Source organism: Flavobacterium sp., assembly GCF_024710485.1.
In the GTDB taxonomy this organism is placed as follows: Bacteria; Bacteroidota; Bacteroidia; order Flavobacteriales; family Flavobacteriaceae; genus Flavobacterium.
This window is the reverse complement of record NZ_JANJUQ010000023.1, coordinates 34,214-47,484: the sequence shown is the minus strand read 5'-3', so window position 1 is coordinate 47,484 and position 13,271 is coordinate 34,214. Positions and strand designations below refer to the sequence as shown.

The window sequence follows — 13,271 nt, the reverse complement described above, 5'->3', positions numbered from 1 at the left end:
AACATGAGCATTCAAAACATTACTGTAGCGCTAATCGGCAATCCGAATACCGGAAAAACCTCTGTTTTTAATGAACTCACCGGTTTAAACCAACAGGTTGGGAATTATCCCGGGATAACAGTAGACAAAAAACTGGGGTTTTGTAAACTACCCAATAACATCAAGGCGAACATACTGGATTTACCCGGAACCTACAGTTTGAATGCTAGTTCGATTGATGAAAATGTGGTGATTGAATTGTTGTTGAATAAAAACGACAAACTCTTCCCCGATGTAGCCGTTGTGGTTACAGATGTTGAAAACCTGAAACGAAACTTACTGCTTTTCACCCAGATTAAAGATTTGGAAATTCCAACCATTTTGGTCATCAATATGGTGGACCGAATGAAAGCGAAAGGCATTTCATTGGATATTCCTTTTTTGGAAGCCCAATTAAAAACTAAAGTTGTTTTGGTTAGTACGCGAAAAGGCAGCGGAATTAATGACTTGAAAAATGCGATAGTAGACTATAAAAACCTATCTACAGAACCATGTTTGAACGCTTCTGTAATTGACCCGGAGTATTTTAACAAACTCCGAAATGCGTTCCCGGATCAGTTATTGTACAAACTTTGGTTGGTCATTACGCAAGATGTGAATTTCATGAATTTGGAACGAAAGGAAATCGAAAGTTCCTTTGCCAAATCGCATGCCGACTTAAAACGACTGCAACAAAAAGAAACCATCAAACGGTATCAGTTTATCAATGATACTTTAAAAATCGGACAAAAAATAGATCTTTCTTCAGCCTCGGATTGGCGTTTGAAACTCGATAAAATCCTAACACACAAAATTTACGGCTACGCAATTTTCTTTGGGATTTTATTCCTGATTTTTCAATCCATTTTTGATTGGTCAAGTATACCGATGGAATTTATTGACAGCACTTTTGCCAATTTGGCCAACTACACCAAAACGAATATGGCACCGGGTGAACTGACCAATTTGATTAGTGAAGGAATCATTCCCGGTATAGGCGGTATCGTGATTTTTATCCCGCAAATTGCCTTCTTATTTTTGTTTATTTCCGTTTTAGAAGAAAGCGGTTATATGAGCCGCGTGGTATTTTTAATGGACAAAATCATGCGCCGCTACGGACTTTCCGGAAAAAGCGTCGTGCCTTTAATTTCGGGAACGGCTTGTGCTATTCCGGCCATTATGAGTGCCCGAAACATTGAAAATTGGAAAGAACGATTAATTACCATATTGGTTACTCCTTTCATCACTTGCTCCGCACGCTTACCGGTTTATGCCATTTTAATTGCCTTAATCATTCCGGAAAAAAGAGTATTGGGCATTTTTAGTTTACAAGGTGCTACACTAATGTTGCTCTACTTGCTTGGCTTTGGAATGGCGATTTTTTCGGCTTATCTTTTGAATAAAATACTCGACCTCAAAACCAAATCGTATTTTGTAGTGGAAATGCCAAACTACAAATTACCGTTGTTTAAAAATGTAGCCATTAATGTAGTGGAAAAAACCAAGTCGTTTGTGTTAGGTGCCGGAAAAATCATTCTCACCTTATCGATTATTTTGTGGTTTTTAGGCTCTCACGGTCCGGCCAAAGGCTTTGACAACGCAGAAAGCTTGGTCATCAAGAAAGTCAAAGCGGAAAACCGTTTGGATGATTTGGAATACCTAAACGACCAAATCAGCGCCCATAAATTAGAGAATTCTTATATCGGCATCATGGGGAAATCCATTGAACCGGTTATTGAACCGTTGGGTTACGATTGGAAAATCGGAATTGCTGTGGTAAGCTCTTTTGCAGCAAGAGAAGTATTTGTGGGAACTTTGGCCACTATTTACAGCGTTGGCAGCCACAGCGAAGAAGAAACCACCATCAAAAACCGCATGAACGCCGAAATTCATCCGGACGGCACCAAAGTCTTCAACTTTGCGACCGGTGTTTCACTCTTACTATTTTACGCCTTTGCCATGCAATGTATCAGTACGCTAGCCATCGTAAAAAGGGAAACCAACAGCTGGAAATGGCCTGTAATTCAGTTGGTTTTCATGAGTGGTGTTGCCTATCTGTCTTCCTTAATTGCCTACCAACTTTTGAAGTAAATACGGCGCCTTTTTAGGCTAAAAAAATTCTAAAATTTTATTATTTATATTTTGTCTAAATAAAAATACAAAGTATCTTTGCTGCGTTGATTTAATCTAAATAAAAATGCGACGTTTATCCTTTTTGCTCATCTCCCTGTTAGCAACCTACTCTGTTAAAGCCCAAGACCAGTTTGAACCCGAAGCCAACGATACCGTTAAAAGATTAGCTCCGGTAATCATCATTCCGAAACAACAAAGTCCGGAAAGAATGCCTGAAACCAAAGACAATGTATTGTTTTCGGGAAAAAAGAATGAAGTTTTAAAGTTGTCTAACATCAACGGTAACTTAACCAATAACAATGCCCGTGAAATTTTTGCCCGTATTCCGGGAGTAACGGTGTGGGAAAACGATGGTTCCGGTATCCAAATCAACGTTGGCGTACGCGGCTTGAGTCCGAATAGAAGTTGGGAACTCAACACCCGTCAAAACGGTTATGATATTTCTTCTGATGTCTTCGGTTATCCGGAAGCATATTACAATCCGCCTTTAGAAGCCGTTGAAACTATCAGCTTGGTGCGTGGCGGCGCTTCGTTGCAATTCGGACCACAGTTTGGCGGTACTTTAAATTATGTTTTAAAAAGAGAAACCAAGAAAAAATTCTCATTCGAAACCCAAAATACCTTAGGAAGCTATGGCCTAATGAGCAGCTACAATGCCCTTGGCGGTAAATACAAAAAATTCTCTTATTATGTTTACAATCATTCTCGCAGTGGCGATGGTTGGAGGGAAAATAGCGAATATACCGTGAGAAACACCCATGCTTTTGTGGAATACCAATTTACAGAAGACACTAAACTTTCGGCAGAATATACCAATATGGATTACAAAATGCAACAAGCCGGTGGTTTAACCGATGAGCAATTTAACAATGATCCGCGTCAGTCGCTAAGAGAAAGAAACTGGTTTGGTACGCCGTGGAATTTATTCTCCGTTCACTTAGAAACTAAAATCAGCGAACGATTGACTTCCGACACTAAGTTATTCGGACTTATAGGCGAACGCAACAGTGTTGGTTTTACCGCTGCACCTAATGTGGAAGATGTTATCAATCCGGCAACCAACGATTACGCCAACCGAAGAGTGGATCGCGATTACTACAAAAACTTTGGTTTGGAAAACCGTAACGTATTCAAATACAAATTGGGTAAAATCGATAACAACCTGGCTTTTGGGGTTCGATTGTACAAAGCGAATACCGAACGCAAACAAGAAGGAAGAGGCACAACCGGATCCGATTTTGATTTGTCGATAGACGGTGAATTTGCACGCGACTTAGATTTCACCACCCAAAACGTAGCGGTGTTTGCAGAAAACCAATTCAAAGTAACCGAAAAATTCAGCGTAACTCCGGGTGTTCGTTACGAGTACATCAAATCGGAAGCCGAGGGAAGATTTGGTATCAGCAGCGGCAATGAAGTAGCCTTACCAAATAAAACCATCTCCAGAAACCAACCGTTATTTGGTTTAGGTTTGGAATATAAATTCAGAACCACCAATGTTTACGCCAACATTACCCAAGCGTATCGCCCGGTATTGTTCTCCGATTTAACGCCTCCGGCTGTAACCGATGTCATCGATCCGAACTTAAAAGATGCCGACGGCTATAATGCCGATTTAGGTTTCAGAGGTACATATAAAAACTATTTGAACTTCGATTTCAGCTTGTTCTACTTGAGCTATAACAACCGAATCGGCGGCGTGCGTCAGTTTGTGAACAACGATCCGACACAAGGTACTTACATCTACAGAACCAATTTGGGAGAAACCGTAAACAAAGGAATTGAAGGCTTTTTTAACTTAAACATTACCCGTTTCTTTGAAGTAGAAAAACCATACGGTAACTTAGATTTGTTCGCGTCGGTGAGTTTTATCGACAGTCGTTACACCGATTTTAAAGTGTATACTGCAACCGGAAGCGCACCAAACGTAACCATTACCGAAAGTAACTTATCCGGAAACCGCGTGGAAAATGCACCGAGATACATTCACAATTTTGGTCTTTCTTGGGGGAATAACAACCTATCGGCTACAGTACAATACCGCATGTCGGGTAAAATTTATACCGATGCTAATAACACAAAAACACCATCAGCCAATGGTTTAACCGGTTTATTAGAAGAATATCAAGTGTTTGACTTTTCAGCCGAATACAAATTCTTGAAAAACTATAACCTTCGCGCCGGTATCAATAACTTGTTAGACGAAGAATACGCCACCCGAAGAGCCGGCGGTTATCCCGGTCCCGGAATTTTAGCGGGCGAAGGCAGAACCTTCTATATTTCTGTAGGCGCCAAACTTTAATACAAAAAAGGTTTTCATTATGGTGAAAACCTTTTTACTTTTATACTATGTTACAAACGATAATCACCTATTGCCTTGTTGGACTGGCCGCATTTTTTTTGATAAAACCGCTTTTTAAAAGCAAAAAATCAAAGAAAAACTGCGGCGATGGCGACTGTGGTTGTCATTAACCCAAAGCCACATCTAAAGTCATCATCACGATAAAACCGCCTATTAAGCCCAAAGTGGCGATGTCGGTGTTTTTATCTTGTTGGGTTTCCGGAATCACTTCTTCAACTACCACAAATATCATCGCTCCCGCAGCAAAAGCTAAGGCATACGGCAATAAAGGCGTGAAAAAAGTTACGGCCACAGCACCCAAAACCCCGGCAATCGGTTCTACTATAGCAGAAGATTGGCCGTACATAAAACTCTTCCATCGGCTCATACCCATACGGCGTAAAGGCATGGAAACCGCAATCCCTTCGGGAAAGTTTTGGATTCCGATACCTATGGCTAAAGTTACGGCTCCGGCTATAGAAGCTTCCGGAATACCCGCAGCCACTCCGCCAAAAAGTACACCAACCGCTAAACCTTCGGGTATATTGTGTAATGTGATAGCTAGTACCAAAAGGGTCGTTCTTTGCCAAGGCGATTTCATCCCTTCGGTTTCTTTAAAGTTGATGTGCAAATGCGGCAAAATTTTGTCTAAGCCGAAAATAAACATCGCGCCTAACAAAAATCCAACCGCAGCGGGAATCACTTTTACAAACCCTTCGCCTTCGCTCATTTCAATAGCCGGCGAGAGCAAGCTCCAAAAACTGGCCGCTATCATCACACCACCTGTAAAACCGAGCATACCATCGAGTACAATTCGGTTCATATTCTTAAAAAAGAAAACAAAAGAAGCACCCAAAGCGGTCAAAAACCAAGTAAACATGGTCGCATAAAAAGCCGCTAAAATTGGGTCAATACTGCTAAAATAATCGATTATGGATTGGTACATAGTTATTGAACGTATAAGTTATTGGCAATTTTATTAGAAATGATTTTCTCTTGTGCGTTGATTTCAACAGTAAGCGTATCGTCGAAACTTTCTTTTTCAATGACTTTGAAAACTGAACCCAAAGCAATTTTTTGTTTGTCGAGATACTTTAAAAATTCGGAAGACGAATCTTTCACGCCAACACATTGGTATTCTTGATTCAATTCGGCTTCAGACAATAACAGTTTGGACGTTTTCTTGATTTCGCCTTGTCGGTTCGGAATCGGATCGCCGTGTGGATCAAAATCGGGATGTCCCAAAAAAGCATCCAATTTGTCGATTAATGCTATCGACTGGATATGCTCTAACTCTTCCGCAATCTCATGAACTTCATCCCAAGAGAATTGGAGTTTATCCACCAAAAAAACTTCCCACAAACGGTGCTTTCTGACAATCATTTTGGCCGATAAAAAGCCTTTTTCCGTCAAAGTTACCCCTTGGTATTTTTGATAGGAAACCAAATCCTTATCCGATAGTTTCTTCAACATATCCGTGACCGACGACGCTTTGGTTTCGAGCATACCGGCAATGGCATTCGTATTCACGCCTTTGGGCGAGACTTGCGACAAATGGTAAATGACTTTCAAATAATTTTCTTCCGAGGTGGTCATGCTAATTTATTCTTTTACACAAAGAAAAGAAATTTATTTTTATGTGTCAAAAGATATTTTTAGTTTTGTCTAAATTTATATTTTGCCAAATGAAAAAGTTTTTATTGGTTTATGTTTGCCTAAATTTCTTTGTTTTACATGCCCAAGTACGAGACACGATTTCGTCTGAGGGAAAATCTGAGGCATTGGAAGAAGTGGTAATCTCGGGCACTTTAAAACCGGTTTCGCGTTTGGAAACACCGGTTCCGGTGGAAATTTACACTACTGCATTCTTAAAGAAAAACCCGACTTCCAACGTATTTGAAGCTTTACAAAACGTGAACGGTGTTCGCCCGCAACTCAACTGCAACATCTGCAATACCGGCGACATTCACATTAACGGTTTGGAAGGTCCGTATACAATGGTAACCATTGACGGCATGCCCATTGTTAGCGCACTTGCTACAGTTTACGGATTGTCGGGAATTCCGAATTCGTTAATTGACCGTATAGAAATAATCAAAGGTCCGGCTTCCAGTTTGTACGGTAGCGAAGCCGTGGGAGGATTAATCAACATCATCACCAAAAAAACCAAAAATGCGCCTCTGTTTACTGCGGATGTCTTTTCGACTTCTTGGCTGGAAAACAATGTCGATTTGGGTTTCAAAACCAATATAGGTCAGACCGCCGAATCCTTAATCGGACTCAACTATTACAATTACAATAGCCCAATAGACAACAATCGTGATAATTTCACCGATGTTACCCTACAAGAAAGAGTTTCCGTATTCAACAAATGGAGTTTCAATCGAAAAAGTGAAAAGGAGTTTACCCTGGCCGGACGCTTCTTTTACGAAGACCGTTGGGGTGGCGAAATGCAATGGAATAAAAGCTATCGAGGTGACAATGAAGTTTACGGAGAAAGCATCTACACGACTCGCTTCGAGTTTCTGGGCAAATACCAACTGCCGGTTAAAGAAGCGATGTTCCTTTCTTTTTCGGCTACGGCACACGACCAAAATTCGGTATACGGTACGACCTTGTATTTGGCCCAACAAAAAATTGGTTTCGGGCAATATACTTGGGATAAAAAACTCAAGAGTCACAATTTACTGCTCGGTGCTGCTTTTCGCCATCAATTTTACAACGACAATACCTCCGCTACAATTAACGTTGACAAGTCGAATATCTACAGTGTATTTCTGCAAGACGAAATTAAGTTGGCAGAAAAACACCATTTGCTACTTGGTTCAAGATACGATTACAACAACAATCACGGCAGTATTTTTACACCACGCATCGCCTACAAATGGAATCCAACTCGAAATGATGTGTTCCGAATTAATGCCGGTACTGGCTTCCGAATTGTGAATCTTTTCACCGAAGAACATGCCGCACTTACCGGTGCCCGAGAAGTAATTATCTCCGAAAATCTGGCGCCCGAGAAATCCTATAATGTCAATTTGAATTACCTCAAAAAAATCCGCTTCGAAGATGCTTCGTTCTTGGGCTTTGAATTGTCGGCTTGGTATACTTATTTTACCAACCAAATCATTCCGGATTACGACACCAATCCTAACCAAATTATCTATCGAAACCTCAATGGCTACTCCGAAACAATTGGGGTTAGCGGCAATATCGATTGGGTTTCTCCTTATGGCATCAAATCCATCCTAGGTTTTACCGTAATGGATCCGAAAAACGTACAGAACGGTGTGGCTTCCCGACCGATTTTAACCGAAAAATACAGCATCAATTGGACGATTTCTTATGATATTCCCAACTGGTATTTATCAATTGATTACACCGGAAATCTTTACGGACAAATGCGCTTACCGCTGTTAGGACCGCTCGATCCGAGAGCCGAATATTCCCAACCGTGGAGTTTGCAAAACATCCAATTTACTTATAAAAAAATCCGCCATTTTGAGTTCTACGGAGGAATCAAAAACATTTTAAACTGGACGCCTAACAAAGGAAATCCGTTTTTAATTGCCCGTGCTAATGATCCTTTTGACCAAAATGTGACCTTCGACACTAACGGAAACGTTATGGCCACACCGTCAAATCCATATGCGCTGACTTTTGATCCCACGTATGTTTATGCACCCAATCAAGGAATTCGAGCATTTCTCGGATTGCGATATACAGTCTATTAATTAACATTTAATAAACAACTTTAAAGTTGGTCTACGCCTATTTTTGTAGAATGATATTGCAATCGGGTCCTATTAAAATCAACCAAATCCTGTGCTTCTTGTTAGCAGCATACCTGCTTAACATTAGTGTTGACGCTCCGGATGTACTATCAAACAAAACGGAAGATTTAACCTTTAACGACCTAGAAAGTGTAATTGAAATTGTGGTTGAAAAAATCCTTGATTTCGAAAATAGTATACAAGAGTTGGACGATAACGACACCGAACATCAATCACCAATCAAAAAAAACCTTCAAATAGACCACTATATTCTGCAATCAAACATCCCAGAATCTTTATTGCATAATCCCTCATTTTCAGACCCGGTGTGTTTGTGGAAATCACAAAAAGTTAAATCATCATTTTCAGAAAACACTTATCCGCCGCCGGAAGTTTAAATTACAATAACCACTTCTTGCTTTTACAATTCAATTAAAAGCCAATCATTATTGTTAAATTTAAACTTATATTCATGAAACATTTTTTATGGGCAGCTTTACTAATGGCCTACTCCAAGCTTAATGCTCAAAACCATTTACTCGACAGTTTGTATATCCGGGAAGTGGAAACAAACAAAGAACCCGCAAAAGTGCTGCACGCTGAACCGCTTTACATCGATTTAATCAGAGATTTAGGTGCCCGAAAAGGGGAAAAAGAATGGAACATCGGGTTTGGCATCACCGACAACAAAAGTTACGATATTTACAACGCTTTAGTAGAATATGAATGGGCGCCAATAGACCGATTGGGCTTTGAAATAGAACTCCCTTTCTCGTTTTATTATCCAACCGAACAAAATACTTTAGCGCCTCAAAGCAAACTGAACAGCCTAAAACTGGCAACGCAATATACTTTCTTAGTGGCCGAAAAAGCCAAAACTTCTCTCGCAATTGGCTACATCCACGAATTTGAAATGAATGAATTCAACCACTACCGAAAAGAAACTGTTTTTACAGGAAATATTTTCAACCCGTTTTTTGTTGCCGCTAAACGATGGGGCCAAAATTTCCATACTTTATTGTACAGCGGACCATTATTGGAACAACATTTCAAAAGCCAAACCATACATTCGCTTTGGCAAATTAATTCCAATTTTCATTACATGATTGACGGTACGCGAAATTTTATCGGAGTAGAATTCAACAAACAGCTACAGCAAAGCGATTTCGATATGACCATCAGACCGCAAATGCGTGTTGGTATAGCCGACAATCTGCTTATTGGTATCGTTACCGGTATTCCTATCAAAAGAGAAAACGAGAGATTTAGCACTTTCTTTCGATTAATTTACGAACCAAAGCACAAATAATTCAAGTATATTTGTTACCACTAATTGACTATGAAACACTACCATTACATCTTTACCGGCGCCGGATTATCCGCACTAATGACCGTTTATGAAATGGTACTGTCCGGAAAATTCAAAGACAAAACCATTTTACTAATCGACGAAAATTCGAAAAAAACCAACGACCGCACTTGGTGTTTTTGGGACGATAAAACATGGTTTGACGATTTAGCCTTTGCCAAATGGCAAGCCGCTTGGTTCAAAAACGAATCGTTTGAAAGACGCCTAAATCTCCAACCTTACGAATACAAAATGGTGAACGGCTTGGATTTTTACAAGCGTGTTTTCGACTTAATCGCCAAAGAAGACAACATCACTTTCCTCAACCAAAAAGTGCTCGATTTTCAAGAATTAAGACACCATTGTGTGGTTAAAACCAAAAATGAAAGTTTTACCTGCAATCAAATTTTTAATTCGATTTTTAGTCCGAATCTAGTGGATAATCAATCGAAATTTCCGTTTCTACACCAACACTTTATCGGTTGGTTTATCAAAAGTAAAGAACCTGTTTTCACTACCGATTGTGCGACTTTCATGGATTTTTCTGTGGAACAACGTGGCAATACGCGATTCATGTACGTGTTGCCAACCTCCGAAACCGAAGCCTTATTGGAATACACTTTGTTCTCCAAAGACTTATTACCCAAGGAAGAATACGAATCAGAAATTCAGAAGTACATTGAAAAATTAGGAATTACGAATTACGAATTAATAGAAAAAGAACAAGGCAACATTCCGATGACCTGTTATCCGTTTTGGAAAAACAACAGCAAAAACATCCTAAATATAGGGGCAGCAGGCGGTTGGACCAAAGCCAGCACAGGTTATACGTTTAAAAACACCGTGAAGAAATCGAAAGCCTTAACGGCCTTTTTGTTAAAGGAAAACGACTTAACAAAATTTCACAAAATCAATAAATTCTGGTTTTACGACTTATTGCTTTTGGATATTTTAGACCGAAAAAACCACTTGGGTTCGACCATTTTTTCGGCTATGTTTCAAAAGGGAAATCCTGCCGTTATCTTTAAGTTTTTGGATGAAGAAACTTCCTTTGCCGAAGATTTACAAGTCATTTGGCGTTGCCCGAAAAGGCTCTTCATTATAGCGCTTATCCGCAGAATCTTCCGCTGAAATCCATTCTAAACAAATGTTAAACTTTATAAAATTGCGTTTCGTTGTCAAAACTTCTCCATAGTTTTGTGGCATTAAAATAAAAACATGAACACGATTATCGCACAATTACATCATCATCATTCTTGCAACCAGGCGAGTTAATGATGTATTGTAGCTAATCAAAAACATAATTCAAAACCCGTCTGAGTATATCAAGACGGGTTTATTGTATTTATACACTTCGCGATATACTCAGATTTTATACCTAATTAAAAATGAGTACCTTAAAAATTGCTATTCAAAAAAGCGGCCGCTTAAGCGAAAAGTCTCTCCAGCTCTTGGAAGAGTGCGGCATCAAAATCTCCAATGGCGAACGAAAACTTAAAGCCGTTGCCCAAAATTTCCCTGTTGAAATTCTATTCCTGCGCGACGATGACATCCCGCAATACGTGGAGCAAGGCGTAGCCGACATTGGTATTTTGGGAGAAAATGAAGTTTGGGAGAAAGGCAAAGATGTAAAAGTAATTCAACAACTGGGTTTTGCCGGTTGTCGCATGTCTTTGGCCATTCCGAAAGACGAAAGCTATACCGATTTAACGTATTTCGAAGGCAAGCGAATTGCCACCAGTTATCCTAAAATCCTACTTGATTTTTTCAATCGAAACAACATCCAAGTCTTCATCGAAGAAATCAGCGGCAGTGTTGAAATTGCCACCAGTATTGGTTTAGCCGATGCCGTATTCGACATTGTCAGCACCGGAAGTACATTGTTGATGAACGGTTTAAAAGAAGTGGAGACCGTCGTGAAAAGCGAAGCCGTACTCATTGCCAATGCGAATGTAACCGAAGCATCCCAAGCCATCCTAAACAAATTATTGTTCCGAATCCAATCGGTGCGCGAAGGGAAACAAAACAAATACATCTTACTCAACGCACCCAATTCTGCTATCGAAAGCATTTGTGCCATACTGCCGGGCATGAAATCGCCTACCGTTTTGCCTTTAGTCAACGAAGGCTGGAGCAGTTTGCATTCGGTGATTCAGGAAGATGATTATTGGAATCGCATCGAACAACTCAAAACCCTTGGCGCCGAAGGCATTTTAATTATTCCGATTGAAAAAATGATTCGCTAATAGTCAAAGCCTATTTGTCATTCCAATTGACAAAGACACTATCGATGGCGAATTGACTTAGCAATCTCATTATGCGATTTCTCCTTCGTCGAAATGACAAAATTAAATTTAACACTAAAAACATGAAAACATACCTCAACCCAAGTCAGGAACTATGGTCAACCTTAGCCCAACGCCAAACAGTTTCCTCAGCCGATTTGAACGAAACCGTAAAGTCGATTTTCAACGACATTGAAAAAAACGGCAGTAAAGCGGTGAAAAAGTACACCCAATATTTCGATGGTGTGACTTTGGACAGCTTAAAAGTTTCCGAAACTGAAATAGAAAAAGCGGTAGCTGAAGTGCCGACCGATTTAAAAAAAGCGATACAAACCGCTGCCGAAAACATCAAACGCTTTCACCAATCGCAAAAAGAAATTTCGAAGAAAATAGAAACCACATCGGGTGTGTTTTGCTGGCGCGAAAGTCGGGCAATTAATACTATTGGAATTTACATTCCGGGCGGAACAGCACCGCTTTTTTCTACGGTTTTAATGTTGGCCATTCCGGCTCAAATTGCCGGTTGTCAAAACATCATCTTGTGTTCGCCACCCGATAAAAACGGCAATCTCAATCCGGCCATTTTGTATGCGGCGCAATTGACCGGTGTGACGCAAATTTATAAAGTCGGCGGGATCCAAGCCATCGCCGCCATGACTTTCGGAACGGATGATATTCCCAAAGTAGAAAAACTCTTCGGCCCCGGAAATCAGTTTGTTACGGCAGCCAAACAATACGCCCAACAATTAGGTACTGCCATCGATTTACCGGCCGGTCCGAGTGAACTTTTGGTGATTGCCGATGACAGTTGCGACCCTGATTTTGTAGCTTCCGATTTGCTTTCCCAAGCGGAACACGGTGGTGATAGCCAGGTTGTCTTGGTAACCAATTCAGAAGCTATTGTCGCAAAAGTAACTTCGGCTATCGAGCAACAAAAAGCCGTTTTACCGCGGCAATCCGTAGTTGAAAAAGCTTTGGAAAACAGTCGTGCCATTGTTTTTGACAGCATCCAACAAAGCATTGCTTTCAGCAATTTTTACGCTCCGGAACACTTGATTCTAGCGGTAGAAGATGCAGAAAACATGCTGTGTTTTATCGAAAATGCCGGCTCGGTTTTCTTAGGTAATTACAGCTGTGAAAGCGCCGGAGATTATGCCAGCGGCACCAATCACACCTTACCTACTAATGGTTTTGCCAAAAATTACAGCGGCGTTTCCTTAGACAGTTTTGTCAAAAAAATTACGTTTCAAAAACTCACTTCGAAAGGCTTGCAAAACCTTGGTCCAACGATTGAAATTATGGCAGAAGCCGAACAATTAGACGCACATAAAAACGCGGTAACTATTCGATTAAAAAAATTACAAAATGGATAA

At 40.3% G+C, this 13,271-nt stretch carries 10 protein-coding genes; 8 read left to right on the top strand and 2 right to left on the bottom strand.

Annotation, left to right across the window (positions count from 1 at the left end):
* The first annotated feature begins 3 nt into the window (after positions 1-3).
* Positions 4-2,109: a ferrous iron transport protein B gene (gene feoB, locus Q0M21_RS05365; RefSeq protein ID WP_295335403.1), complete on the top strand. Its 2,106-nt coding sequence runs from the start codon at positions 4-6 to the stop codon at positions 2,107-2,109.
* A gap of 106 nt (positions 2,110-2,215) precedes the next feature.
* Entirely contained in the window at positions 2,216-4,453 is a 2,238-nt protein-coding gene (locus Q0M21_RS05360; RefSeq protein WP_295335401.1) for a TonB-dependent receptor, read from the top strand.
* A gap of 166 nt (positions 4,454-4,619) precedes the next feature.
* Here the strand turns inward: Q0M21_RS05360 and Q0M21_RS05350 are convergent, their stop codons facing one another.
* Positions 4,620-5,438 carry a ZIP family metal transporter gene (locus Q0M21_RS05350; RefSeq protein WP_295335398.1) on the bottom strand — a complete coding sequence of 273 codons (819 nt, stop codon included), beginning with the start codon at positions 5,436-5,438 and terminating at the stop codon, positions 4,620-4,622.
* Positions 5,439-5,440: 2 nt separating this feature from the next.
* A complete protein-coding gene (locus Q0M21_RS05345) occupies positions 5,441-6,088 on the bottom strand; it encodes a metal-dependent transcriptional regulator (protein ID WP_295335396.1) in 648 nt (215 codons plus the stop codon).
* An 89-nt stretch (positions 6,089-6,177) separates the two neighbouring features.
* On the opposite strand from Q0M21_RS05345, the gene Q0M21_RS05340 reads away from it, so the two are divergent.
* The 6 genes from Q0M21_RS05340 (at position 6,178) to hisD (ending at position 13,271) form a co-directional block, all read left to right on the top strand.
* Positions 6,178-8,226: a TonB-dependent siderophore receptor gene (locus tag Q0M21_RS05340; protein WP_295335394.1), complete on the top strand. Its 2,049-nt coding sequence runs from the start codon at positions 6,178-6,180 to the stop codon at positions 8,224-8,226.
* Between the two features lie 98 nt (positions 8,227-8,324).
* Positions 8,325-8,663: a hypothetical protein gene (locus Q0M21_RS05335; RefSeq protein ID WP_295335392.1), complete on the top strand. Its 339-nt coding sequence runs from the start codon at positions 8,325-8,327 to the stop codon at positions 8,661-8,663.
* A 74-nt stretch (positions 8,664-8,737) separates the two neighbouring features.
* Complete coding sequence (locus Q0M21_RS05330) at positions 8,738-9,574, top strand: HAEPLYID family protein (protein WP_295335390.1); 837 nt, start codon at positions 8,738-8,740, stop codon at positions 9,572-9,574.
* Positions 9,575-9,604: 30 nt separating this feature from the next.
* Complete coding sequence (locus Q0M21_RS05325; RefSeq protein ID WP_295335389.1) at positions 9,605-10,744, top strand: lycopene cyclase family protein; 1,140 nt, start codon at positions 9,605-9,607, stop codon at positions 10,742-10,744.
* 257 nt (positions 10,745-11,001) lie between these two features.
* Positions 11,002-11,859 (top strand): ATP phosphoribosyltransferase, encoded by an 858-nt coding sequence (gene hisG, locus Q0M21_RS05320; protein WP_295335387.1) that lies wholly within the window; start codon positions 11,002-11,004, stop codon positions 11,857-11,859.
* Positions 11,860-11,981: 122 nt separating this feature from the next.
* The gene (hisD, locus tag Q0M21_RS05315; protein WP_295335385.1) at positions 11,982-13,271 is read left to right on the top strand and encodes a histidinol dehydrogenase; all 1,290 of its coding nucleotides are present in this window, start codon (positions 11,982-11,984) and stop codon (positions 13,269-13,271) included.

Excerpts from the sequence above, each read along its gene's own strand:
- feoB (WP_295335403.1), top strand. The coding sequence starts at position 4 with ATGAGCATTCAAAACATTACTGTAGCGCTAATCGGCAATCCGAATACC.
- Q0M21_RS05360 (WP_295335401.1), top strand. The coding sequence starts at position 2,216 with ATGCGACGTTTATCCTTTTTGCTCATCTCCCTGTTAGCAACCTACTCT.
- Q0M21_RS05350 (WP_295335398.1), bottom strand. The coding sequence starts at position 5,438 with ATGTACCAATCCATAATCGATTATTTTAGCAGTATTGACCCAATTTTA.
- Q0M21_RS05345 (WP_295335396.1), bottom strand. The coding sequence starts at position 6,088 with ATGACCACCTCGGAAGAAAATTATTTGAAAGTCATTTACCATTTGTCG.
- Q0M21_RS05340 (WP_295335394.1), top strand. The coding sequence starts at position 6,178 with ATGAAAAAGTTTTTATTGGTTTATGTTTGCCTAAATTTCTTTGTTTTA.
- Q0M21_RS05330 (WP_295335390.1), top strand. The coding sequence starts at position 8,738 with ATGAAACATTTTTTATGGGCAGCTTTACTAATGGCCTACTCCAAGCTT.
- Q0M21_RS05325 (WP_295335389.1), top strand. The coding sequence starts at position 9,605 with ATGAAACACTACCATTACATCTTTACCGGCGCCGGATTATCCGCACTA.
- hisG (WP_295335387.1), top strand. The coding sequence starts at position 11,002 with ATGAGTACCTTAAAAATTGCTATTCAAAAAAGCGGCCGCTTAAGCGAA.
- hisD (WP_295335385.1), top strand. The coding sequence starts at position 11,982 with ATGAAAACATACCTCAACCCAAGTCAGGAACTATGGTCAACCTTAGCC.